The sequence below is a fragment of the Ramlibacter tataouinensis genome, assembly GCF_027941915.1.
Lineage (GTDB): Bacteria > Pseudomonadota > Gammaproteobacteria > Burkholderiales > Burkholderiaceae_C > Ramlibacter > Ramlibacter tataouinensis_C.
Genome location: NZ_CP116009.1, coordinates 470,868 through 493,176 on the forward strand (window position 1 = coordinate 470,868; position 22,309 = coordinate 493,176).

The 22,309-nt window shown below is 71.1% G+C and carries 21 protein-coding genes; 11 read left to right on the top strand and 10 right to left on the bottom strand.

Going from position 1 to position 22,309, the window contains the following annotated elements:
* Positions 1-33: 33 nt before the first annotated feature.
* The 3 genes from PE066_RS02075 to PE066_RS02085 all read left to right on the top strand — a co-directional run bounded on the left by PE066_RS02075 (position 34) and on the right by PE066_RS02085 (position 2,534).
* On the top strand, positions 34-699 hold the full coding sequence (locus tag PE066_RS02075) for a DsbA family oxidoreductase (RefSeq protein ID WP_271234905.1): 666 nt from the start codon (positions 34-36) through the stop codon (positions 697-699).
* Positions 700-1,198: 499 nt separating this feature from the next.
* Positions 1,199-2,164 carry a glycosyl hydrolase family 18 protein gene (locus PE066_RS02080; RefSeq protein WP_271234906.1) on the top strand — a complete coding sequence of 322 codons (966 nt, stop codon included), beginning with the start codon at positions 1,199-1,201 and terminating at the stop codon, positions 2,162-2,164.
* Between the two features lie 145 nt (positions 2,165-2,309).
* Positions 2,310-2,534 carry a hypothetical protein gene (locus PE066_RS02085; RefSeq protein ID WP_271234907.1) on the top strand — a complete coding sequence of 75 codons (225 nt, stop codon included), beginning with the start codon at positions 2,310-2,312 and terminating at the stop codon, positions 2,532-2,534.
* An 11-nt stretch (positions 2,535-2,545) separates the two neighbouring features.
* Here the strand turns inward: PE066_RS02085 and PE066_RS02090 are convergent, their stop codons facing one another.
* Both PE066_RS02090 and PE066_RS02095 read right to left on the bottom strand, forming a co-directional pair.
* Positions 2,546-4,237, bottom strand: a complete 1,692-nt coding sequence (locus PE066_RS02090; RefSeq protein WP_271234908.1) for an isovaleryl-CoA dehydrogenase — start codon at positions 4,235-4,237, stop codon at positions 2,546-2,548.
* Between the two features lie 38 nt (positions 4,238-4,275).
* Positions 4,276-5,058, bottom strand: coding sequence for a PaaX family transcriptional regulator C-terminal domain-containing protein (locus PE066_RS02095; protein WP_271234909.1), 783 nt, complete (start codon positions 5,056-5,058; stop codon positions 4,276-4,278).
* 255 nt (positions 5,059-5,313) lie between these two features.
* Here PE066_RS02095 and PE066_RS02100 point away from each other — a divergent pair, with 255 nt between their 5' ends.
* Genes PE066_RS02100 through PE066_RS02115 form a run of 4 tightly spaced genes read left to right on the top strand, consistent with a single transcriptional unit; the run spans position 5,314 to position 9,423 of the window.
* Positions 5,314-5,736 (top strand): PepSY domain-containing protein, encoded by a 423-nt coding sequence (locus PE066_RS02100; RefSeq protein WP_271234910.1) that lies wholly within the window; start codon positions 5,314-5,316, stop codon positions 5,734-5,736.
* 14 nt (positions 5,737-5,750) lie between these two features.
* Positions 5,751-6,227 carry a DUF2271 domain-containing protein gene (locus PE066_RS02105; protein WP_271234911.1) on the top strand — a complete coding sequence of 159 codons (477 nt, stop codon included), beginning with the start codon at positions 5,751-5,753 and terminating at the stop codon, positions 6,225-6,227.
* Between the two features lie 9 nt (positions 6,228-6,236).
* The gene (locus PE066_RS02110) at positions 6,237-8,441 is read left to right on the top strand and encodes a PepSY domain-containing protein (protein WP_271236488.1); all 2,205 of its coding nucleotides are present in this window, start codon (positions 6,237-6,239) and stop codon (positions 8,439-8,441) included.
* Positions 8,422-9,423 (top strand): FAD:protein FMN transferase, encoded by a 1,002-nt coding sequence (locus PE066_RS02115; protein ID WP_271234912.1) that lies wholly within the window; start codon positions 8,422-8,424, stop codon positions 9,421-9,423. Before PE066_RS02110 ends, PE066_RS02115 begins: the two co-directional genes overlap by 20 nt.
* An 18-nt stretch (positions 9,424-9,441) precedes the next feature.
* Here the strand turns inward: PE066_RS02115 and PE066_RS02120 are convergent, their stop codons facing one another.
* From PE066_RS02120 to PE066_RS02145, 6 genes are all read right to left on the bottom strand, one after another.
* On the bottom strand, positions 9,442-10,962 hold the full coding sequence (locus tag PE066_RS02120) for a malonate--CoA ligase (protein ID WP_271234913.1): 1,521 nt from the start codon (positions 10,960-10,962) through the stop codon (positions 9,442-9,444).
* Complete coding sequence (locus tag PE066_RS02125) at positions 10,963-11,748, bottom strand: enoyl-CoA hydratase/isomerase family protein (RefSeq protein WP_271234914.1); 786 nt, start codon at positions 11,746-11,748, stop codon at positions 10,963-10,965.
* A gap of 137 nt (positions 11,749-11,885) precedes the next feature.
* On the bottom strand, positions 11,886-12,872 hold the full coding sequence (locus tag PE066_RS02130; protein ID WP_271234915.1) for a Bug family tripartite tricarboxylate transporter substrate binding protein: 987 nt from the start codon (positions 12,870-12,872) through the stop codon (positions 11,886-11,888).
* A 103-nt stretch (positions 12,873-12,975) separates the two neighbouring features.
* A complete protein-coding gene (gene lgt, locus PE066_RS02135; RefSeq protein ID WP_271234916.1) occupies positions 12,976-13,806 on the bottom strand; it encodes a prolipoprotein diacylglyceryl transferase in 831 nt (276 codons plus the stop codon).
* Between the two features lie 54 nt (positions 13,807-13,860).
* Positions 13,861-15,057, bottom strand: a complete 1,197-nt coding sequence (locus PE066_RS02140; protein WP_271234917.1) for a M20 metallopeptidase family protein — start codon at positions 15,055-15,057, stop codon at positions 13,861-13,863.
* Positions 15,058-15,059: 2 nt separating this feature from the next.
* Positions 15,060-16,058, bottom strand: a complete 999-nt coding sequence (locus tag PE066_RS02145; protein WP_271234918.1) for a Bug family tripartite tricarboxylate transporter substrate binding protein — start codon at positions 16,056-16,058, stop codon at positions 15,060-15,062.
* 101 nt (positions 16,059-16,159) lie between these two features.
* Between PE066_RS02145 and PE066_RS02150 the strand changes: the two genes are divergently transcribed.
* Entirely contained in the window at positions 16,160-17,104 is a 945-nt protein-coding gene (locus PE066_RS02150) for a LysR substrate-binding domain-containing protein (RefSeq protein WP_271234919.1), read from the top strand.
* On the opposite strand, the gene PE066_RS02155 is transcribed toward PE066_RS02150, so the two are convergent.
* Positions 17,061-17,987, bottom strand: coding sequence for a LysR family transcriptional regulator (locus PE066_RS02155; protein ID WP_271234920.1), 927 nt, complete (start codon positions 17,985-17,987; stop codon positions 17,061-17,063). The genes PE066_RS02150 and PE066_RS02155 overlap by 44 nt on opposite strands.
* Positions 17,988-18,119: 132 nt before the next feature.
* On the opposite strand from PE066_RS02155, the gene ilvD reads away from it, so the two are divergent.
* Together ilvD and PE066_RS02165 are read left to right on the top strand one after the other, a co-directional pair.
* Entirely contained in the window at positions 18,120-19,814 is a 1,695-nt protein-coding gene (gene ilvD, locus PE066_RS02160; protein WP_271234921.1) for a dihydroxy-acid dehydratase, read from the top strand.
* 184 nt (positions 19,815-19,998) lie between these two features.
* Positions 19,999-21,495, top strand: coding sequence for an FAD-dependent oxidoreductase (locus tag PE066_RS02165; protein ID WP_271234922.1), 1,497 nt, complete (start codon positions 19,999-20,001; stop codon positions 21,493-21,495).
* Between the two features lie 60 nt (positions 21,496-21,555).
* Here the strand turns inward: PE066_RS02165 and PE066_RS02170 are convergent, their stop codons facing one another.
* Positions 21,556-21,798 (bottom strand): TIGR04438 family Trp-rich protein, encoded by a 243-nt coding sequence (locus PE066_RS02170; RefSeq protein ID WP_271234923.1) that lies wholly within the window; start codon positions 21,796-21,798, stop codon positions 21,556-21,558.
* Positions 21,799-21,913: 115 nt separating this feature from the next.
* Here PE066_RS02170 and PE066_RS02175 point away from each other — a divergent pair, with 115 nt between their 5' ends.
* The gene (locus PE066_RS02175; protein WP_271234924.1) at positions 21,914-22,219 is read left to right on the top strand and encodes a c-type cytochrome; all 306 of its coding nucleotides are present in this window, start codon (positions 21,914-21,916) and stop codon (positions 22,217-22,219) included.
* Positions 22,220-22,309 lie beyond the last annotated feature (90 nt).

The window sequence follows — 22,309 nt, forward strand, 5'->3', positions numbered from 1 at the left end:
GCAAGGTCAGGGGCTGACCGCTACCATGCGGCGATGACCTCCTCCCTCAAGATCGATTTCGTCTCCGACGTCGCCTGCCCCTGGTGCGCCGTCGGCCTGTCTTCGCTGGAGCGCGCGCTCGAGCGCCTGGACGGCGAAGTCACGGCCGAGCTGCACTTCCAGCCTTTCGAGCTCAACCCGCAGATGGGCCCGCAAGGCCAGGACATCGTCGAGCACCTGGCGCAGAAATACGGCTCCACCGCCGAGCAGCAGGCCGCCAACTGGGAGGCGCTGCGCCAGCGGGGCGAGGCGGTGGGCTTCGAGTTCCGCCAGGGTGGGCGCGGCCGGGTCTGGAACACCTTCGATGCGCACCGCCTGCTGCACTGGGCCGGCCAGCAATCGGGCGGCGCCCAGCTCAAGCTGAAGAAGGCGCTGCTGCAGGCCTACTTCGGCGAAGCGCGCAACGTGTCGGACCGGCAGGTGCTGCTGGACGCGGTGGCCGCCGCCGGCCTGGACGGCTCGCGTGCGCAGGCCATCCTGGACAGCGACGAGTTCACCCGCGACGTGCGCGAGCAGCAGCAGTTCTATGCCCAGCAGGGCATCCGCGCCGTGCCTTCGGTGATCGTCAACGACCGCCACCTGATCCAGGGCGGCCAGCCGCCCGAAGTGTTCGAGCAGGCGCTGCGCCAGATTGCCTCGGCGCCAGCCGACGCTGGCTGACAACTCCGCGCCCTGCACAAGCCGCCCCCGGGCGGCTTTTTTTTGGCCGTTTGTGCCGCCACGGCTGAGCTTTCCAAGCACATCCGGAAGCTGCGCGGCGGCCCAATACGTAACCGTTTGGCCTGAGCCGGACGCCACGGCAGAGCTGGAGCGTGCGGCTGCACAACAGGGCCGTCCTACAAACCTGTAGGACGCCTTCTCGGCGTTTCCTTGGCGATCCGGCGCATCGGGGTCGCTTCACGGCGCCTCGATCCGTGCCCGGCAAGACCCTTTTCGTGACGGCCATCACGAAAACCCCAAGCTCATGTTCCGTTACGTCTGTAGTCGCTCGCCTACACGGTTGTAGGACGGTGCTGACTACAGTCCCGGCTTCTCGCTGAGACGACCCCCGCCACGCTGCGGGTCCGGCAACGACCAGTCGGCGCTCAGCTCATCTGCCAACAGGTCTTCGCAAGGCCGCCCGCGCGGCCCCATGACCACCTCCAACGGAAAGCTGAACATGAAAAGACGACTCTTCCTCTCCGGCACTGCTGCATCCGCCCTCGGACTCATGGGTTGCGGCGGCGGTGGCGGCGGCGGCTCGGCCGTGGCACCGGTCGACCTGCCCACCGGCGTGCTGGTGGCCAATCCCGGATCCGCTGCGGCGAGCGCCGGCGCGGCCGGCGGCCTGCCCGAGCGCGTGCTGGCCTGCTACTACACCGCCTGGGATGCGGGCCGCTACCGGATCACCGACGTGCCGGCCGACTTCAACGCCATCTACCTGTTCCATGCCAAGCCCAACGGCCAGCCGGTCAACGGCAACTGGAACAACGTGGGCAACGGCTCGTTCGCCTTCGAGCACTGGGGCGACGTGCTGCCGTCCGACGTGCAGCAATGCCGGGGCCGTGGCCAGCGCGTGATCTTCACCATGGGTGGCGCCCAGGCCGGCTTCAACTTCGACAGCCGCGCCAAGAGCGGCAACTTCATCGCCTCGTTCCGCGAGATGTACGACCGCATGGGCGGCGTGGACGGCTGCGACTTCAACAACTTCGAGGCCAATATCGGATCCTCGCAGGCCGAGATGATCTGGATCGCCGAGCAGCTCAAGGGCCTGTACGGCAGCGACTTCGCCATCACGGCGCCGCCGCAGCCCAACTCGCCGGAGGACCGGGCCATGCTCAAGGCCATGGCCGACGCCGGCGTGCTGACCTGGGCCGGCCCGCAGTACTACGACTGGTCCGGCTTCAACGACGTCGGCTTCATCCGCAACCGCACCCGCGACTGGGTCAACGACCTGGGCGCCTCGCGCGTGATGCTGGGCCTGTCGGCCAACTACCCGCAGGGTCCTTCGCTGGACGACTGCATCCGCGAATGGGATGCGGTCAAGGCGGCCCACCCCGAGATCCGCGGCATGTTCTGCTGGAGCGCCCAGCACAACCTGGACGGCGGCAACACCTGGGGTTCGACCATGAAGGCGCGGCTGTAAGGCAGCCGGCGATCGAGGGGCGGGGCGAGACCCGCCCCTTTTCGTTTCCGGTCCTGGCGCGCGAGATGCAGGTGTGGGACCCCGCCGACAGCGCTTGTGCCGGAAAGCTGGCAGCAGGCCGCGAGGCCGCCGCTATGTTGCGCGCATGGAATCACTGCGGCACCCCGATCCCGGCGCAGAGCCGATCCCGATCGAACCGGATCGCGAAGCGCGCGGCCTGTTCGCCGCCGGCTGGTACGCGACCCGCGACGAAGGCCGGCTGGTACACCCGGCCGAACAGACCGAGCAGTTCGTCTCCGCCGCGACCTGGCGGATGCTGCGCCAGCTGGAAACAATGGACGGCATCCAGCCCATCGTGCCTTCGGTGTAGCGGCGCCCCCGTCAGCCTGCCGCAGCCACGCGCGGCGTCGCCCGTTCGATCAGCGCGCCCACGTCCACCCCCCGCGGCAGGGTGCCGTAGTTGCGATGGCCGCCGTCGGCCAGGCGCGAGGCGCAGAAGCCATCGGCCACGGCCGCCGGCGCGTGCTGCACCAGCAGCGCCGCCTGGATGCCCAGCGCCATGCGATCGACCAGGTCGCGCGCCCGGTACTCGGCGTCGGCCGGGTCCTTGAGCAGGGCCTGGAGGCCGCCGACCCAGCGGTCCAGCGCGGCGTTGGCGCCGCGGGCCTTTCCGACCTCGGCGAAGTACGCGTCGACCACCGCCGGCGACTTCTGCATCGCGCGCAGCACATCCAGGCACTGGATGTTGCCGCTGCCCTCCCAGATCGCGTTCACCGGCGATTCGCGGAACAGCCGCGGGAACGGGCTGTCCTCCATCACGCCGCTGCCGCCGATGCACTCCATCGCCTCGTAGACCAGGTGGGGCGTGCGCTTGCAGATCCAGTACTTGCCGACGGCGGTGCACAGGCGCACCAGCAGGTCCTCGTGCGGATCGTCGCGGTGGTCCAGCGCGCGGCCGATGCGCATGGTCAGCGCCAGCGAGCCTTCCTGCTCCAGCGCCAGGTCGGCCAGCACGTTGCGCATCAGCGGCTGCTGGTTCAGCACGCGGCCGAAGGCCGAGCGCACGCTGCAATGGTGCAGGGCCTGCGCCACGGCGGCGCGCTGGCCGGCCGAGGAGCCGACCATGCACTCGAAGCGGGTCATGGCCACCATCTCGATGATGGTGCGCGCGCCGCGGCCCTCCTCCCCCACCATCCAGCCCAGCGCCCCGCGCAGCTCGGTCTCGCTGGAAGCGTTGGACACGTTGCCCATCTTGCGCTTGAGGCGCAGCACCTGCAGCGGGTTCTTGCTGCCGTCGGGCCGCCAGCGCGGCACCAGGAAGCAGGACAGGCCCCCGGGCGCCTGCGCCAGCACCAGGAAGGCGTCGCACATCGGGGCCGAGACGAAGTACTTGTGGCCAACGAGTTCGTAGGCCTGGCCCTCGCCACCGGCGCCGACCGGGTAGGCGCGCGTGGTGTTGGCGCGCACGTCTGAGCCACCCTGCTTCTCGGTCATCGCCATGCCGATGGTGAGCCCCGCCTTCTGGCTGTCGGGCACGTTGCGCGGGTCGTAGTGGCGCGCGGTGATCTTCGGCTCCCACAGGGCCGCCAGCGCCGGCGTGCTGCGCAGCGAGGGCACGGCCGCGAAGGTCATGGCGATCGGACAGCCGTGCCCGGCCTCGACCTGGGTGTGCAGGTAGACGTGGGCGGCCCGCGCCACGTGCGCGCCGGGCTTGGGATCGGCCCAGGGCGACGAATGCAGCCCGTGCTCGATCGCCGTCTTCATGAAGGTGTGGTACGCCGGATGGAAGCGCACCAGGTCGACCCGGTTGCCGAAGCGGTCGTGCGTGTCCAGCTCGGGGCCGTAGCGGTTGGCCTGCGCGCCCAGGTCCAGGTAGTCGGCGGAGCCGGTCAGCCGGCCGAACGCGGCGAGATCCTGCTCGGCCCAGGCCGCACCCTCGCGCCGCACCGCCTCGGTCAGCGCCCGGTCCTGGCTGTACATGTCGTAATCGGCGAGTTCGCGCGACACGTTGACCACCTCGTGCGTCTCGGCGAGCCAGGCGGCGCCTTGGATCAGGGATTCGGGGGCGTTCATGGAGGTCTCCTGGTGAGGGGGTGGAGGTGCGGCCGCGCTCAGGCGGTCGCCAGGAATCGTTGCCACAGGGCCTGGCCGGCGGCGTCGAAGGCCAGCACGGTGTCGGTATAGGCGCGGCGCGCCTGCACGTCCACCAGCGGGTCGGGCAGCAGCGGGTCGAACACCAGTTCGCGGATCGCTTCATGGCCCAGCAGGAAGGCCTCGCGCGCGGCGGCTTCGGGCTCCAGGCCGCGCGAGCGGTCCAGCCAGGCGGCCAGCCGCTGGCCCATCTTGCGGTAGCGACGGTTGAGCGCGGCACCGTCCCAGAGTCGCCGCGCCTGGCGTTCGCGGCCGGCGTCGAAGTCGCGGGCGGCGAAGACCGCGATGTCGGGGCCCAGCCCCAGCTTGTCCAGGCGTTCGCGCACCCCGGCCGCGCCCTGCCCCAGGTTGTCGGGTCGCAGGTACAGGCCCCGCTCGAGCTCGGCCAGCCCGAGCATGCCCAGTGCGCGCTCGCGCGCCCGCAAGGCCGTCCGGTCGCTGCGGCCGAGGCCGGCGACATGGACGGCGATCCAGCCGCCCTGCCAGTCGCCCACCCGCTGCTCGGCGCTGCGCCACTGCGCGACGTCGGCGGCCAGCGCTTCGGCCTGCGGACCCAGCGCGTAGCTGCCGCGGCCCGACGCCACGATCAGCCCGGCCGACGCCAGCCGCGCCAGCGCAACCCGCGCGCTGTTTTCCCGGATGCCGAACAGGGCGCACGACGCCACCGCCTGCCGAGCGCTCAGCGGCGCGCCGCCGGCGCCGAGCAGCAGGTTGAGGATGAGGTGGCGCGCGCCGGGGGACATGGCGCCAAATATTACGCCTCAATGCAATTAGCGTCAAAGCAGGTAATGAGTGCGCACGCCGTGCGGAAGATCAAGCCTGTCGCCGCCACGCGGGGCTAAGTTGGGTTCCGGCTGAACGGCAGATGAAAGCGCGCTTCAGCCTGCATTCATGCCGCATTTCCCAGAATCAGCGCCAGTGACGAGGGCCATCGGCCCGGACGTCGATCGGAGCGACCCCCTGCCATGCGCTGACCCCCGTTGAAGAGGAGCACTGCCATGAAGCCTTTTCCCCTCCTGCGCTGCAGCCTGCTGGCCCTGTCCCTCGGACTGGCCGCCTGGCCCACCCTGGCCGACGATTGCGATGCCCCGGTGCAGCAGTGGCAATCGCGCGAAGCCGTGCGCCAGATGGCCGCCGCCCAGGGCTGGCAGGTGCAGCGCCTCAAGATCGACGACGGCTGCTACGAGATCCGCGGCACCGATTCGCAGGGCCGCACCTTCAAGGCCAGGGTCGATCCCCAGACCCTGGCGATCGTGAAGATCAAGCACAAGGACCGCGCTCGCGAGCGCACCCGCGAGCGTGAGCACGACCTTGGCCGCGACCCTGCCGCGGCGCATCCGGGACCCTCGCGCGCCGATGACACCGGCGCACCGCCCCTGACCACGCCAGGCACGGCCCCGCGCAATCCCGTCGATCGTTGAAAAGGAGAAAGACCATGTCCAAGCCCGTCCTGACCACAGTGGCGGCCGCCTGCGCGCTCGCCCTGCCTGCACTGGCGCAGAGCCGTCCGGTCACCGTGACCACGCAGCTCAAGAACTATGGCGGCGATGGCGCCTACCTGGCCATGTACCTCACCGATGCCAAGGGGACCTACGTCCGCACGCTGTGGGTGGCCGGGGGCAAGGCCAAGTACTACAAGCACCTGGCCGACTGGAATCGGCTGTCCGCCGCCGACGCCAAGCGCCTGGCCGGCGTGACCGGTGCCAGCGTGGGCGCCGGGCGCTCGCTCAAGGTGACGGCCGACCTGGCGGACGCCCTGATCGACGCAGGCTACGAAATCCGCGTCGACGCCGCCGCGGAAGACATGCGGGACAGCCCGTCCGAGATCCGGGTGCCGCTGACCAGCCAGAACGCCGGCAAGCCGCAGGCAGGCAAGCAGTACATCCAGTCCCTCACCTACCAGTTCCAGTAAGGCATGCGCATGGGCTGGAAGGCGATCCATCGCTGGCTGGGGCTGGTTGCCGGCAGCATCGCGGTGCTGCTGGGCCTGACCGGCGCCCTGCTGGCCATCGACCCGGTGCAGCAGGCCTGGCAGGCACCCGCGGATGCGCCCGACCTGTCCACCGCCGCCCTGGTGCAGCGGGTGCAGGGCGCCATGCCCGGCCTGGAGGAGATCCGGCGCCTGCCCTCCGGTGCCGTCGTCGCCTTCGGCTTCGACGGCGAGCAGGCCCAGGCGTTCTACGTGGATCCGCGCGACGGCCGCGCCCTTGCCGCCTACCGGCCTTCGCAATTGCCGCGCTGGGTGAAGAACCTGCACCGCTCGCTGCTGCTGGGCGATGCCGGGCGCTGGGGTGCCGCCGGCACTGCGCTGGCCATGGCGCTGATCTCGATCTCGGGCCTGGTGCTGATGCTGCGGCGCATGGGCGGCTGGCGGCAACTGGCCGGCCGGGTGCGCGGTTCGCTGGCGCAGCGCCTGCACGTGCTGGCCGGACGGGTGGTGCTGCCGGTGCTGTGCCTGACCTCCTTCACCGGGCTCTACATGAGCGCGACGACGCTGGGGCTGGTGCCGCTGGAGGCCGGACCCGAGCCGGACGTGGTGTCCATGGCCACCGGCCGGCCCGGCCTGCCCGGACCGCGATTGCCCCTGCTGCAGGACGTGCCCGTGCGGAACCTGCTCAAGCTGAATGTTCCCGCTGCCACCGATCCGGAGGACGTCTGGACGGTGACGACCCGGGATGGCCAGGGCTGGATCGACCGTTACAGCGGCCAGGTCCTGGCCTGGCAGGACGCCACGCCGGCCCGGCGCGTGCACGACTGGGCGGTGGTGCTGCACACCGGCGAGAGCGCCTGGCCCTGGGCCGTGGTCCTCGCAGTGGTCGGCGCGAGCGTGCTGCTGTTCTGGATCACCGGGCTGCTGATCTGGTGGCAGGTGCGCCGCGAGGCCATCCGCATCGCCGACAACAGCCCGCTGGCGCAGGCGGACGTGCTGGTGTTCGTCGCCAGCGAAGGCGGCAGCACCTGGGGCTTCGCCCAGACGCTGCACGATGCGCTGGTCCGATGCGGGCATCGGGTGCACACCAGCGGGCTGGAGCACTTCCAGACCGCGGCCGCGACACGCCAGGTGCTCGTGCTGGCCGCCACCCATGGCGAAGGGCAGGCCCCGACGCACGCCCGCCCTGCCCTGGAGCACATCGCCCGCGAGACGCACGCGGTGCCCGTGGCCGTGCTGGGCTTCGGCGACCGGCAGTACCCCGCGTTCTGCGGTTTCGCCCGGGCCGTCGAGCAGACCCTGCGCGACAAGGGCTGGCCGATCCTGCTGCCGCTCGAATGCATCCACCAGCAATCGAGCCAGCAGTTCGCCCTCTGGGGCGAGGCATTGGCGCAGGCGCTGGGCGAGCCGCTGGTGCTGGACCACGTGCCGCGCCTGCCGCCCACCACCGCGCTCACGTTGATCTCGCGCCAGGACTACCCGGGCCAGTCCGACCGGCCGGCGGCCATCCTTCGTTTCCACTGGACGCGGCCGGGCTGGTGGGACCGCCTGCGCGGACGCGGCCTGGCGCACTTTGCCGCTGGCGACCTCGTCGGCATCGTGCCGCCGGGCTCCACCGTGCCGCGCTTCTACTCCCTGGCCTCGGGCAGCCAGGACGGATTCCTGGAGATCTGCGTGCGCCGCCTGCCCGGCGGCCTGTGCTCCACCCACCTCCATGGCCTGCAGCCGGGCGACACGGTCCAGGCCTTCATCCGGGCCAACCCCGGCTTCGCCTTGCACGGCGCAGCGCGGCCGGTGGTCCTTGTCGGCGCGGGCACGGGGGTGGCGCCACTGGCCGGTTTCATCCGCCGCAATGACAGGCGCACCCCCATGCACCTGTACTACGGTGGCCGCGACCCGGCGCTGGACTTCTATTTCGAGACCGACATCCAGCGCTGGCTCGGCGAGCAGCGCCTGGCCAGCGTGCGAACCGCCTTCTCGCGCGTGCCCGAAGGCGGCGGCTACGTGCAGGACGCCCTGCGCCGCGACGCCCCGGGCCTGCGCAAACTGCTGGCGGGCGGCGCGATCGTGCGCGTGTGCGGCAGTCGGCCGATGGCGCAGGGGGTGGCGCAAGCACTGGACGAGATCCTGGGGCCGCTGCAGTCCAGCGTGCAGCAGCTCAAGGCGAAGGGGCGCTATGCCGAAGACCTGTTCTGAAGGGCCGACCCTGCGCCTGCGCTTGCACGGACCGACCATGGGCACACGCTGGTCGGTCACCTGCGATGCCGCGCCCGAACTGGACCGCGAACGGCTGTGCGAAGCCCTGCGGGCCACCGTGGAGCAGGTGGATGCGCAGATGTCGCCCTGGAAGCCCGACAGCGACCTCATGCGACTGAACCGCGCCGACGTGGATGCCTGGCTCGACCTGCCGGCGCCCACGCTGCAGGTGCTGGCCTGCGCGCTGGAGATCAACCGCCTGAGCGCCGGCGCCTTCGATCCCGCGGTGGGCGATCTCGTGGAGGCCTGGGGTTTCGGACCGGTGCGCGATGCACCCGATGCTGCAGCGATCCGCGCCGCTCGCGACCAGGCCCGCAGCCCTGCGCACCAGCGACTCGAGCTGGACCTGGGCCTAGGCCGCGCACGCAAGCGCGCGCCGGTGCAGCTCGACCTGTGCGGCATTGCCAAGGGCTACGCCGTGGATCGCATGGTGGACGTGCTGCGGCGCCACGGCGTGGCGCACGCGCTGGCGGCACTCGACGGCGAACTGCGCGCCCTGGGCAGCCAGGCGGACGGCCGGCCCTGGCCGGTGGCGCTGGAGAGCCCCCAGGCCGGGCGTCGGGCGGTGCACGGCGTGATCGAGATGGAGGACCTGGCCGTGGCGACTTCGGGCGACTACCGCCGCTTCGTGCAGGTTGGCCAGGCGCGCGTGGCGCACACCATGGACGGCCGCCAGGCCGCGCCCGTGCACAACGGCGTGGCCTCGGTCACCGTGCTGGCCGCCACCTGCATGGATGCCGATGCCTGGGCCACGGCCCTGCTGGTGGCCGGGCCGGGCGAGGGGCTGGCCCTCGCCCGGCGCCGGGGCCTGGAAGCGCTCTGGCTGTTGCGCCGCGCAGGCGAACTGGTGGAGATCGGGCTGGGGCGCTTTGGTTCCGGGCCGCCGCCAGCGGCCACGCGAACGGAAATTGAACGGGCTTGAGCGCCGCCCGGGCGGCGCCTACGCGAACAGGCTTTTGTACTGCTCGCGCAGCAGGTTCTTCTGCACCTTGCCCATGGTGTTGCGCGGCAGCTCGCCCACCGCGAAGCAGCGCTTGGGGATCTTGAAGTTGGCCAGCTGCGCCTTGAGCGTGGCGACGATGGCGTCCGGGTCCAGTTGCGCGCCCGCCTTCGGGATCACCACCGCCACGCCTACCTCGCCGAAGTCCGGGTGCGGCACGCCCACAACCGCGCTCTCGGCCACGCCGGGCAGTTCGTTGATGAAGCCCTCGATCTCGGCCGGATAGACGTTGTAGCCGCCGCTGATGATCAGGTCCTTGCTGCGGCCGACGATGGTGACGTAGCCGCGCTCGTCGATGCGGCCGACGTCGCCGGTCCTGAACCAGCCGTCGGCGGTGAACTCCTCGGCGGTCTTCTCCGGCATGCGCCAGTAGCCGTCGAACACGTTGGGCCCGCGCACCTGGATGCCGCCGATCTCGCCGGTGGGCACGTCGCGCCCGTCGTCGCCGACCACGCGCAGGCCCACGCCCGGCAGCGGAAAGCCCACGGTGCCGCCGCGCCGCTCGCCGCCCTCGTAGGGGTTGGAAGTCAGCATGATGGTCTCGCTCATGCCGTAGCGCTCCAGGATGGTGTGGCCGGTGCGCTCGCGCCAGTCGTTGAAGGTCTCGATCAGCAGCGGCGCCGATCCCGAGATGAACAGGCGCATGTTGCGCGCAGCCTGGCGATCCAGCGCCGGCTCGGCCAGCATGCGCACGTACAGCGTCGGCACGCCCATGAACACGGTGGCGCGCGGCAGCGCGGCGATCACCTTCCTCGGGTCGAACCTGCCGAACCAGAGCATGCGGCTGCCATTGAGCAGCGCGCCGTGGATGGCGACGAACAGGCCGTGCACGTGGAAGATCGGCAGCGCGTGTACCAGCACGTCGCCGGGCACCCAGCCCCAGTAGTCCTTGAGCACTTGCGCGTTCGACAGCAGGTTGCCGTGCGTCAGCATGGCGCCCTTGCTGCGGCCGGTGGTGCCGCTGGTGTACAGGATGGCGGCCAGGTCGCCGGCGCGCTTGCGGGCGGGCTCGTGGCGGTCGCCGTGCTGGGCGGCGCGGTCCAGCAGGGTGCCGGTGCGGTCGTCGCCGAGCGTGAACACGTTGCGGGTGCCGGCCCTGAACGCGATCTTGCTGACCCAGCCGAAGTTCTCCGGCGTGCAGACCACCACGGCCGGCTCGGCGTTGCCGATGAAGTACTCGATCTCGGCGCTCTGGTAGGCGGTGTTGAGCGGCAGGAACACGTAGCCGGCGCGCAGCGTGGCCAGGTACAGCATCATGGCCTCGACCGACTTCTCCACCTGCACCGCGATGCGCGAGCCCTCGGGCAATTGCAGCGAGGCCAGCAGGTTGGCGATCATGGCCGTGCCGCGGTCCAGGTCGCGCCAGCTGTAGGCCAGTTCGTCGTCGGTCTCGACGGCGATGGTGTCCAGGTCTTTCGGGAAGGCCGCGCGCAGGGCGGCGAACAGGTTGTCGTTGCTCATTCAGAACTGAGGCTTGCGCTTGTCGAGGAAAGCCGCCACCCCTTCACGGTGCTCGGCCGCGGGAGCATAGCGGTAGGCCGCCGCGAGTTCGGCGGCGGCCGCGCCGGCGCGCTCGGGATCGTGCCTTTCGCGCAGGGCACGCAGGGTGCGCTTGTTCAGGCGCGCCGCCTGCGGCGCGAGCGAGGCGATGCGGGCGGCCAGCGCATTGCAGCGTGCCGGCAGGTCCGCGGGCGGCGCCAGGTGCTGCAGGAAGCCGCGCGCCTTCATCTCGGCGGCGTCGAGCACCGCCGCCTCCAGCAGCATCTGGCGCGCGGTGCCCTCGCCGGCCGCGCGGGCCACCAGTTCGGCTTCGCGCGGGGCCATCGGGAAACCGAGGCGGGCGATCGGCGCGCCGAAGCTGGCGTCGTCGGCGGCGATGCGGATGTCGCAGCAGCTGGCGATCTCCATGCCGGCGCCCATGCAGGCGCCGGCGATGCCCGCCAGCAGCGGCACGTCGCAGTCCAGCATGGCCTGCAGCGCGCCCCACACGTCCTGCTCGTGGAAGTCGCGCAGCGAGGCCTCGTCGAAGCGGAAATCGGCGTACTCGGAGATGTCGCCGCCGGCGCAGAACGCGCCGCCCTCGCCCTGCACCACTACGCACCGCACGGCAGGATCGTCCTGCAGGCGCAGGAAGGTCGCGCGCAGCTCGCGCCACATCGCGCGCGACATGGCGTTGAGCTTGCCCGGGTGCGACAGCCGCACCCGGGCAACCGGACCCTGCGACTCGAGCCAAACTTTTCCTGGCAAGGCGTCAACTCTCCATGGCGCTCACCGCCAGCGGCGGCGCGGCCCAGTCCAGTGCCACCGCGGAACCGGCTTTGCCGGGCCGCTGGTGGCGCCCCCTCGAAGGGGGAGCGCCGAAGGCGCTTCGGGGGTGGGCCAATTCAGTCTGCCTTCACGTTGGAGGCCTTCACCACCTGGGCCCAGCGCTTGACCTCGGCCTCCACGAAGCTGCCGAACTGCTGCTGCGAGAGGTTGGGGAACTCGGCGCCCTGATTGGCCCAGATGGCCTTGAGCTCGTCGGTCTGCATGGCCTTGCGGATCTCGTCGGCGATGCGCGTCTGCACGTCGGCCGGCGTGCCCTTGGGCGCCCAGATGCCGTACCAGGTGGTGACGGTGTAATCCGGCAGGCCCATCTCGGCCGCGCAGGGCACGTCGGGCAGCGCCGGGTTGCGCTGGTCGCCCGACACCATCAGCGCCTTGATGCGGCCGCCCTTGATGTGGGTGGCCGAGGAACCCAGGCCGTCGAACATCAGGTCGGCGTTGCCGGCGATCAGGTCCTGCAGCGCCGGGCCGGCGCCGCGGTAGGGGATGTGCGTGATGAAGGTCTTGGTCTGCAGCTTGAACAGCTCGCCGGCCAGGTGGTGCGAGGTGCCGTTGCCGGCCGAGGCGTAGTTGTAGCGGCCGGGGCTGCGCTTGACCATGTCCAGGAAGGTCTTGAAGTCGTTGGCCTCGATGCGCTTGGGATTGACCACGATCACCTGCGGCACGCGCGCCACCAGCGAGATCGGCACGAAGTCCTTGAGCAGGTCGTAGTCCAGCCGCGGGTAGATGGAGGGCGCGATCGTGTGGTGCACGGCGCCCATGAACAGGCCGTAGCCGTCCGGCGCCAGCTTGGCCGCGACGCTGGCGCCCACCGTGCCGCCGGCGCCGCCCTTGTTGTCGATCACCAGCTGGCGGCCGGTCTGCTTGGCGAACTGCGCCGCCAGCGGCCGCGCGAAGGCATCGGTGCCGCCGCCCGCCGGAAAGGGCACGACCAGGGTGACCGGCCGGCTGGGCCAGCCGCTGCCCTGGGCGAAGGCCATGGGGCTGAGGGCGGCAGCGGCGGCGGCGCGCAGCAGGTCGCGGCGCTGGAAGGGGAAGGACTGCATGGGACTGTCTCCGAAAGCCTTGTGGGACCTCAACCGTACAGGCGGCCGAGGGCGCCTGCCATCGGGATTTCTCCGCGCGCCGCCATCGCGATGGCGGTCACGGTCAGGCCGCGACGCCGGCGCGCGGCCGCCGCTGGGCCCACAGCCACAGGGCGATGCCGAAAGCAATCATCGGCACGCACAGCCACTGGCCCATGCTCAGGCCGGTCTGCTCCTGCAGCCACAGCAGGTAGGCATCGGGTTCGCGGAAGAACTCGGCGATGAAGCGAAAGATGCCGTAGCCGATCAGGAACATGGCCGAGACCTGGGCCTCGCGCCGCGGCTTGCGTGCATACAGCCACAGCAGCACGAACAGCAGCACGCCCTCGAGCAGGAACTGGTAGATCTGCGACGGGTGGCGCGGCGCCATCGAGCCGCTGTGCGGGAACACCATGCCCCAGGGTAGCGACGGGTCGGCGAAGCGGCCCCACAGCTCGCCGTTGATGAAGTTGCCGACGCGGCCGGCGGCCAGCCCCAGCGGCACGCACGGCGCCACGAAGTCCATCACCTGCCAGAACGGCTTGCCGCGCGTGCGGGCGAACCACCACTGCGAGGCGATCACGCCGAGCATGCCGCCGTGGAAGCTCATGCCGCCCTGCCAGATGAAGAAGATCTCGAGCGGGTGCGCCGCGTAGTAGGCCGGCTTGTAGAACAGGCAGTAGCCCAGCCGGCCGCCGGCGATCACGCCGACCACGCCGAGGAACAGTGCATCCTCCACGTCGCGCCGGCTCCACGCGCCGCGTCCTTGCACCGATGCGAACGGCTCGTGGCGCAGCCGCCGCATGGCCAGCAGCCAGAACAGCCCGAACGCGGCCAGGTAGGTCAGGCCGTACCAGTGGACGGCGAGCGGGCCGATCTTCAGCGCGACCGGATCGATCTGGGGGTACATCAGCATGCGGCGATTGTGGCGCAGCACGCGGACGGGGCCGGCAGGCCGGCCCCGTCGCCCTCAGGCCGGCTGGTTCAGCACGAAGGGCGCGGCGGCGAACAGCCGCACGCCGTGCTCCAGCGCATCCTCGTCGAAATCGAACAGCGGATGGTGGTGCGGGTGCTCGATGCGCTTGGCGGCGCTGCGCGCCCCGATCAGGGCGTAGGCGCCCGGCGTGCCCACCGTGAAAGCGCTGAAGTCCTCGCTGTTGGGCAGCGGCCTCATGGCGTGCAGCGGCACCTCCGGCAGGGCGAGCCGGGCCGCCTCGCGCAGCGCGCCGGCCACCGCCGGATCGTTCACCACCGGCCGGTAGCCGTGCACGTAGTCGAGCGCGATGGTTGCGCCGTGGGCCTCGGCGATGCCGCGGGCAATGCGCTCGATGCGGCCGGGCACGGCCTCGCGGACCCCGGGGTCGAAGCAGCGCACCGAGCCCCAGAGTTCGGCGCCGTCGGGGATGACGTTGAAGGCCGTGCCGGCGACGAAGCGGGTGACGGAGACGATCAGCGCGTCGTGCGCATCGGTGTTGCGCGCCACGATGGCCTGCAGGTTGGCGACGATCTGCGCCCCGATCCAGATCGGGTCGACGCAGCGATCGGGATTGGCCGCATGGCCGCCGCGGCCCTGCACGCGCAGCACGAAGCGGTCGGAGCTCGCGAAGGCCGGGCCGTCGAGCACCGTGATGCGGCCGGTGTCCACGGTGGACATGACGTGCGCCGCGATGATCCGGTCCACGCCGTTCATGACGCCGGCGTCGACCATCTGCTGGGCGCCGCCCGGGTGCTGCTCCTCGGCATGCTGGAAGAAGAAGCGCACCTCGCCGGGCAGCTGCTCGCGCAGCTGCGCCAGCAGCCGCGCGGCGCCCAGCAGCATGGCGGCGTGGCCGTCGTGGCCGCAGGCGTGCATGGCGCCCGGCCGGGTGGAGGCGTAGTCGCAGGTCTTCTGGTCCTGGATCGGCAGCGCATCGATGTCGGCCCGGATCGCCAGCACCCGGCCGGGCAGCGCCCCGCGCAGCCGCGCCACCAGGCTGGTCGGCGTCGGCCGCTCGATCGCCAGCCCGTCGATGCGGCGCAGTTCGCGCTCCAGGAAATCGGCGCTGTCGAACTCCTTGAACGAGAGCTCGGCGTTGCGGTGCAGGTGCCGGCGCCAGGACACCACCTCGGCGTGCTGGGCGCGCGCGAGGCCGGCCATGTCGCGCGCCAGCGGCTCGGTCAGGGCCATGCTCACTCGATCTCGATCTTGCGGGCCTTGACCACCGCCCGCACGCGCTCCAGGCTGCTGGCGATCAGCTGGCCGAACTGCTCCGGCGTGTTGCCGATCGGCTGCATGCCCATTTCCTTGAGCCGGGCGGCCAGCGCCGGGTCGTTCAGCGCGGCGACGGCCGCTGCCTGCAGCTTCGCCACCACCGGAGCCGGCGTCCGGGCCGGCGCCACCAGGCCGAACCAGGTGATCGCGAGCTCGTTGAGTTCGCCGTGCCCCAGCTCCTTGAAGGTCGGCACGTTGGGCAGCGCCGTCAGGCGCTGCTCGGCCGCCACCGCGAACGGCACCAGCTTGCCGGCCTTGATGAAAGGCGCCGACGAGGGGAACTGGTCGGACAGCACCTGGGTCTCGCCGCCCAGCGCACCGTTGATCACCGGCCCCATGCCGCGGTAGGGAATGTGGCGCAACTGGATGTGCAGCTCCTGGTTCATCGCCTCGATGATCAGGTGGCCGATCGAGCCGTTGCCGGGCGAACCGGAGTTGAGCTGGTCCGGCCGGGATTTCGCCAGCGCCACGAAGGCGTTGAAGTCGCCCGCCTTCAGGCTGGGATGGGTGGAGAACACCGAAGGCACGGCGGCGAGCGCCGTGATCGGCGCGAAGTCCTTCAGCGGATCCACCCGCGAGGCCTTCAGCAGCACCGGGTTGACGGCCAGCGTGCTCACCGTGCCCATGCCGATCGTGTAGCCGTCCGGCGCGGCCTTGGCCACCGCCTCGGCACCGATGGCGCCGCCGGCGCCGGCGCGGTTGTCCACCACCACCGGCTGGCCCAGGGTCTGCTGCATGCGGTCGGCCACCAGGCGCGCCACGATGTCGGTCGAGCCGCCCGGGGCGAAGGGCACGATCAGCTTGACTGGCTTGGCCGGATAGGGGTCCTGGGCAGCCGCCGGCTGCAGGCCCAGCGCGCCCAGGGAGCACGCCAGCGCGATGGCCGCCAGGCGGCGGCGCTTGACTGACATCGTCATGTTCGGTCCTCGTCGAAACAGGGCGGGATTATCGAAAGCGACTATTTGCAGTTCCAATCACCTTTCGCCCCGACCCATAAGCAGAATCGATAAGCAGAACCATGCCCACCGAACCCGCCGTGCTGTTCAACCGCCTGCTGGCACGCGGGCGGCTGCGCCACCTGCAGCTGCTGGTGGCGCTGGCCGACGCCGGCGGCGTGCAGCGCGCCGCGGCCGTGGTCGGCATGAGCCAGCCGGCGGCCACCCAGGCACTGGCCGACCTGGAGGAGCTGTTCGGCGCCGCGCTGTTCGAGCGCCACACGCGCGGCGTGCGGCCGACCCGCTTCGGCCAGGCGGTGGTGCCGGTAGCGCGCAACGTGCTGCAGGCGCTGCGGGCGTCCACCGAGGCGGTCGCGGCGCTGCAGGCGGGCGCCCAGGCCCTGCTGCGCCTGGGCTGCATCCCGGCGGCCGCTTCCGGCCTGCTGCGCCAGGCGCTGCCGGCGCTGCTGGCCGCGCAGCCGGGCCTGCAGGTCGAGCTGGCCGAGGAGAACACCGACCACCTGCTGCCGGAGCTGGCCGCCGGCCGGCTCGACGCCGTGCTGTGCCGGCCGCCACGCCCGCTGCCGCCGCACTGGCGCTTCGAGTTGCTGCAGCAGGACCGGCCGGCCGTGGTGTCCGGACCCGGCCATGCCCTGGCCGGCCGTCCGCAGGTGCCGCTGGCGGCACTGGAGCTGCTGCCCTGGATCCTGCCGCCGCGCGGCATGGGCGTGCGCCGCTACCACGAGCAGCTGTGGGCCGGCCGCGCCGCGCCGCGCCTGCACCCGCTGACCACGACCTCGCTGCCGCTGGTGCTGGAGGTGCTGCGCACCACCCCGGCGGTCAGCCTGATGCCGCGCAGCATGGTGGAGCCGCTGCTGCAATGGGGGGTCGCGGCGGTGCTGGACGTGGACCTGCCCGAGCTGCCGGAGGCCGCGCTCGAAGGGCTGGGCCTGCTGACCACGGGCGGCGAGGACCCGCCCGCGGTCAGCGGCCTGCGCTCGCAGCTGCGGGCGGCTGCGCGGCCATGAAGCCCTCCAGCACCGGGGGCAGGCGGCCGGCCAGCCAGACCAGGCTGGTCTCGCAGCGGGGGACGGACCGGCCGCGCGGCACATCCACTTCGCGGTAGGCCACGCCGGGGCGCTGGAACTGGCGCACGCTGTCCGGCACCCAGGCGATGCCCAGCCCGGCCGACACCAGGTTGACGATGGTCTGCATCTGGATCGCCTCCTGCGCGACGTCCGGCTCCCGGCCGGCCGCGTGGTACAGCCCGAACACCGCGTCGTGCAGCGACGGCAGGATGCGGCGCGGGAACATCACCAGCGGCTCGGCCAGCACCTGGCGCAGGGGCAGGCGGGGGGCCGCGGCCAGCGGGTGCTGCTCCGGCACGGCCAGCACCAGCGGCTCGCTCGCCACCGGCCGGTGCTCGAACCCGCCCGGGGCGAAGCCCGGCGAATGCAGCAGGAAGCCGGCGTCGAGGTCGGCCCGCTCCAGCGCCGGCAGCTGCACGTCGGCCGTGGCTTCCACCAGCTCGAGCTGCACGCGCGAGTGGGTCGCGCGGAACGCCCGCACCCAGGGCGGCAGCAGGGTGAAGCCGACGGTCGACACGAAGGCCAGGCGCAGCCGCCCGGCCTCGCCGGCAGCGGCCGCCCGCGCCTGCGCCGGCAGCGCCTGGCCGCGCGCGAGCAGGTCGCGCGCCAGCGGCAGCAGCGCGGCGCCGGCGCCGGTGAGCTGGACGCTGCGCTTGCTGCGGTCGAACAGGCGCACCTCGAGCAGCCGCTCCAGCTGCGCGATCGCCTGGGTCAGCGGCGGCTGCGTCATGTGCAGCCGCTGGGCGGCGCGGCCGAAGTGCAGGGTGTCGGCGACGGCGACGAACTGGCGCCACAGGCGCAGCTCGATGAGCGGATCCTTCATATGCGTCGCATATTAATCGCGCCAAAAAATGGATTGGAAGCAATCACCGAGGGGCCGCATACTGCGGCCTTCCGACCCGCCCTGACCGGCGCACCGCCGGCCCGGGCTGCCAACCTGCCGAAGAGAGATCCCATGGCCGAACACCCGATCCGCCTGCACCTGCGCAGCGACAACATCACCCAGGGCAAGTCCCGTGCGCCCAACCGCTCCATGTACTACGGCATGGGCTACAAGGAGACCGACTTCGGCAAGCCGATGGTCGGCGTGGCCAACGGCCACAGCACCATCACGCCCTGCAACAGCGGCCTGCAGAAGCTGGCCGACGCCGCCATCGCCGGCATCGAGGAAGCCGGCGGCAACCCGCAGGTGTTCGGCACGCCGACGATCTCCGACGGCATGGCCATGGGCACCGAGGGCATGAAGTACTCGCTGGTCAGCCGCGAGGTCATCGCCGACTGCATCGAGACCTGCGTGCAGGGCCAGTGGATGGACGGCGTGGTCGTGATCGGCGGCTGCGACAAGAACATGCCCGGCGGCCTGATGGGCATGCTGCGCGCCAACGTGCCTGCGATCTACGTCTACGGCGGCACCATCCTGCCGGGCAAGTGGCGCGGCCAGGACCTGAACATCGTCAGCGTGTTCGAGGCCGTGGGCCAGAACGCCGCCGGCAAGATCAGCGACCAGGAACTCAAGGACATCGAGCAGCACGCCATTCCCGGCACCGGCTCCTGCGGCGGCATGTACACCGCCAACACCATGAGCTCGGCCTTCGAGGCGCTGGGCATCTCGCTGCCCTACTCGTCCACCATGGCCAACCCGCACGACGAGAAGCAGAACTCGGCCAAGGAATCGGCGCGGGTGCTGATCGAGGCGATCAGGAAGGACATCAAGCCGCGCGACATCGTCACGCGCAAGTCGATCGAGAACGCGGTGGCGGTGATCATGGCCATCGGCGGCTCCACCAACGCGGTGCTGCACTTCCTGGCGATCGCACACGCGGCCGGCGTGGAGTGGACCATCGACGACTTCGAGCGGGTGCGCCAGCGCACGCCGGTGATCTGCGACCTCAAGCCCTCGGGCCAGTACCTGGCGGTGGACCTGCACCAGGCGGGCGGCATCCCGCAGGTGATGAAGATCCTGCTCAATGCCGGCCTGCTGCACGGCGACTGCCTCACCATCACCGGCCAGACCGTCGCCGAGGTGCTCAAGGACGTGCCCGACCAGCCGCGCGCCGACCAGAGCGTGATCCGCACCCTCGACAAGGCGCTCTACAAGGAAGGCCACCTGGCCATCCTCAAGGGCAACCTGTCGCCCGAAGGCGCGGTGGCCAAGATCACCGGCCTGAAGAACCCGGTGATCACCGGGCCGGCGCGGGTGTTCGACGACGAGCAGTCGGCGCTCCAGGCCATCCTGGACGGCAAGATCCAGGCCGGCGACGTGATGGTGCTGCGCTACCTGGGCCCCAAGGGCGGCCCCGGCATGCCCGAGATGCTGGCGCCCACCGGCGCGCTGATCGGCGCGGGCCTGGGCGAGAGCGTCGGTTTGATCACCGACGGCCGCTTTTCCGGCGGGACCTGGGGCATGGTGGTCGGCCACGTGGCGCCGGAAGCGGCCGCTGGCGGCAACATCGCGCTGGTGCAGGAAGGCGACTCGATCACCATCGATGCGCACCAGCTGCTGCTGCAGGTGAACGTGTCGGACGAGGAACTGGCCAAGCGCCGTGCCGGCTGGAAGGCGCCTGCGCCGCGCTACACGCGCGGCGTGCAGGCCAAGTTCGCGTTCAACGCGTCCAGCGCCAGCAAGGGCGCGGTGCTGGATCACTTCTGAGGCTCTGAACAGTTGAGCGAGGCCCGGCAAAGCCGGTTCCTCGCTCAAGAGGTGTTCGCGCTGCCTGTCATTTCGCGCGAACGGTTCGACCTGCGGTCGGGTACGAGCCGGCGGTTTCGCTGCCGTCCTACACCCACCAGCATCCGTCTTTCCTAGCATGGGCCTCCCCCGACAGGAGACCCCCATGGACACCACCTCGGTGTGGCGCGCGACGGCGCCCGGACCCGGCTTCGAGCCGCTGCAGGGTGACGTGCCGTGCGACGTGCTGGTGGTGGGCGCCGGCATCACCGGCCTGACCACGGCGCTGCTGCTGGCCGAGCAGGGACGCAAGGTGGTGCTGCTCGAGGCCGGCGAGATCGGCAGCGGTACCACCGGGCACTCCACGGGCAACCTCTACGTCACGACCAGCCAGGGGCTGTCATCCATCGCATCGGCGTGGGGCGAACCGGTGGCGCTCGAAGTGGTGCGCCGGCGCGCCGCCGCCATCGACTTCATCGAGCTTCAGTGCCGCCGGATTCCGCGGGCCGCCTTCACGCGCTGCGGGCACTACCAGTCCGCGCGTTTCGCGCAGGACCAGGACCGCATCCACAAGGAGCGCGAAGCCCTGTCCCGGGCCGGCTGCGCCGTGCGCATGGAGGATTCGCTGCCCGGTGGACTGCCGCCGCCCTCCGGCTCGGTGCTGGTTCTGCCCGACCAGGCGCAGTTCCAGCCCCAGGCCTACGTGCGCGAACTGGCGGCGCGGGCAGCCCGGGCCGGCGCCTCGCTCCACGAGCATTCCCGCGTGCTGGAACTCGATGCCAAGGCCCGCCGGGCGGTCACCGGCGCGGGAAGCGTCAGCGCAGGCGAGATCGTGCTGGCCACGCACTCGCCCAAGGGCGTGCACGGGGTCCATGCCGAGATGCCGGTGCACCGCGAGTACGCGGTCGCATTCGAGGCCGGCGGCGTCGATCCCGGTCCGGGCATCTTCTGGTGGCAAGGCGACGAGAGCCTGTCGATCCGCATGCATGAACACGAGGGGCGCCGCTACCTGGTCGTGGTCGGGCCGCAGCACAAGGTCGGCACGCACAACGCCAAGGCGGCGTTGATGGCGGTGGAAGCCATGGCCCGCAGCTACCTCGATCCGGGTCCGGCCTTGCATCACTGGTCGGCGCAGAACTACCGTTCGCACGACGGCCTGCCCTACATCGGGCGCGACCGCTCGGGCGTTCTCGTGGCGACGGGCTTCGGCACCGACGGACTGACCTGGGGCACCGTTGCGGCACAGGGCATCGCGGCGCTGCTGGCGGGACAGGACGACCCCTTCATCGAGCGCTGCTCGCCGGGCCGCTTCACGCCGGCCAAGGGCGCCAGGGCCTTGCTGGAGGAGAACGCCACCACGGCTCGCGCGCTGGTGCAGGACTACCTGACCCGGGGCCAGCAGGAGCACCTGTCGAGCCTGGCGCCGGGCGACAGCGCGATCGTGGAGTCGGAGGGCGAGGCGTTCGCCGCCTGGCGCGCGCCCGATGGCGAACTGTTCGCCGTCTCGCCGGTGTGCACGCACATGGGCTGCAAGGTGCACTGGAACAGCGTGGAAACCAGCTGGGACTGCCCCTGCCACGGCAGCCGGTTCCGCCCGGACGGAACGGTGATCGAGGGGCCGGCGCTGGCGCCGCTGCAGCGCAGGCAGCTGACGCTGGGCTGATCGGCGCGGGGCCGGTGGTTCGCCGCCGCCCGGCCGCACGGCCGCACGGCGGCAGCCGCGTCAGCGCTTGCGGCGCGGCACCATGCCCAGGTTCTCGCGGCTCTTGTCGATGCGGGCCTGGCGCTTGGCGTTTTCCTTCTGCACGGCCTTCTTCTTGGTGTAACCCGACCAGTCGGCCCACGACCACCAGGCCACGGCCAGGCCGAAGGGGGCCAGCACCGCCCACCAGGGCCAGGCGGCTACCGGGCCCATCTCCAGGTACTTCATGGCGAGCAGGATGAGCCCAACGCCGAGGAACAACATCGCTTCGTCTCCGCAAAATCCCGGTTTTCACCGCCTTGCCGGGAACAAGAAAGGGTCAACCGCGGTCGGTACAATGACGTTGAGCACTGTAACGCAACCCTGGAGGATCGCCCTCATGAAACGAGCCTTGTTTGCCCTCGCAGCCACCGTCGCCGTGGCGGGCCCGGCGTTCGCCGACCAGGCGCTGGCCCAGGCCAAGAACTGCATGGCCTGCCACGCCGTGGACAAGAAACTGGTCGGCCCCTCCTACAAGGACGTCGCCAACAAGTACGCCGGCCAGAAGGACGCGGTCGACAAGCTCGCCGTCAAGATCCAGAAGGGCGGCTCCGGCGTCTGGGGCCCGGTCCCCATGCCCGCCAACACGCAGGTCAGCGAGGCGGATGCCAAGAAGCTCGCCGCCTGGGTGATGAGCCTCAAGTGACCTGAACGAAGCCAAAGAAAAAAAGGCCCGCGCAAGCGGGCCTTCTTCTTTGGCGGTTCAGGTCATCCCCGCGAAAGCGGGGATGCGCGG

Excerpts from the sequence above, each read along its gene's own strand:
- PE066_RS02145 (WP_271234918.1), bottom strand. The coding sequence starts at position 16,058 with ATGACGATGTCAGTCAAGCGCCGCCGCCTGGCGGCCATCGCGCTGGCG.
- PE066_RS02095 (WP_271234909.1), bottom strand. The coding sequence starts at position 5,058 with ATGTCCCCCGGCGCGCGCCACCTCATCCTCAACCTGCTGCTCGGCGCC.
- lgt (WP_271234916.1), bottom strand. The coding sequence starts at position 13,806 with ATGCTGATGTACCCCCAGATCGATCCGGTCGCGCTGAAGATCGGCCCG.
- PE066_RS02105 (WP_271234911.1), top strand. The coding sequence starts at position 5,751 with ATGTCCAAGCCCGTCCTGACCACAGTGGCGGCCGCCTGCGCGCTCGCC.
- ilvD (WP_271234921.1), top strand. The coding sequence starts at position 18,120 with ATGGCCGAACACCCGATCCGCCTGCACCTGCGCAGCGACAACATCACC.
- PE066_RS02150 (WP_271234919.1), top strand. The coding sequence starts at position 16,160 with ATGCCCACCGAACCCGCCGTGCTGTTCAACCGCCTGCTGGCACGCGGG.
- PE066_RS02155 (WP_271234920.1), bottom strand. The coding sequence starts at position 17,987 with ATGAAGGATCCGCTCATCGAGCTGCGCCTGTGGCGCCAGTTCGTCGCC.
- PE066_RS02170 (WP_271234923.1), bottom strand. The coding sequence starts at position 21,798 with ATGTTGTTCCTCGGCGTTGGGCTCATCCTGCTCGCCATGAAGTACCTG.
- PE066_RS02130 (WP_271234915.1), bottom strand. The coding sequence starts at position 12,872 with ATGCAGTCCTTCCCCTTCCAGCGCCGCGACCTGCTGCGCGCCGCCGCC.
- PE066_RS02140 (WP_271234917.1), bottom strand. The coding sequence starts at position 15,057 with ATGGCCCTGACCGAGCCGCTGGCGCGCGACATGGCCGGCCTCGCGCGC.
- PE066_RS02120 (WP_271234913.1), bottom strand. The coding sequence starts at position 10,962 with ATGAGCAACGACAACCTGTTCGCCGCCCTGCGCGCGGCCTTCCCGAAA.
- PE066_RS02090 (WP_271234908.1), bottom strand. The coding sequence starts at position 4,237 with ATGAACGCCCCCGAATCCCTGATCCAAGGCGCCGCCTGGCTCGCCGAG.
- PE066_RS02100 (WP_271234910.1), top strand. The coding sequence starts at position 5,314 with ATGAAGCCTTTTCCCCTCCTGCGCTGCAGCCTGCTGGCCCTGTCCCTC.
- PE066_RS02085 (WP_271234907.1), top strand. The coding sequence starts at position 2,310 with ATGGAATCACTGCGGCACCCCGATCCCGGCGCAGAGCCGATCCCGATC.
- PE066_RS02080 (WP_271234906.1), top strand. The coding sequence starts at position 1,199 with ATGAAAAGACGACTCTTCCTCTCCGGCACTGCTGCATCCGCCCTCGGA.
- PE066_RS02110 (WP_271236488.1), top strand. The coding sequence starts at position 6,237 with ATGGGCTGGAAGGCGATCCATCGCTGGCTGGGGCTGGTTGCCGGCAGC.
- PE066_RS02115 (WP_271234912.1), top strand. The coding sequence starts at position 8,422 with ATGCCGAAGACCTGTTCTGAAGGGCCGACCCTGCGCCTGCGCTTGCAC.
- PE066_RS02165 (WP_271234922.1), top strand. The coding sequence starts at position 19,999 with ATGGACACCACCTCGGTGTGGCGCGCGACGGCGCCCGGACCCGGCTTC.
- PE066_RS02175 (WP_271234924.1), top strand. The coding sequence starts at position 21,914 with ATGAAACGAGCCTTGTTTGCCCTCGCAGCCACCGTCGCCGTGGCGGGC.
- PE066_RS02075 (WP_271234905.1), top strand. The coding sequence starts at position 34 with ATGACCTCCTCCCTCAAGATCGATTTCGTCTCCGACGTCGCCTGCCCC.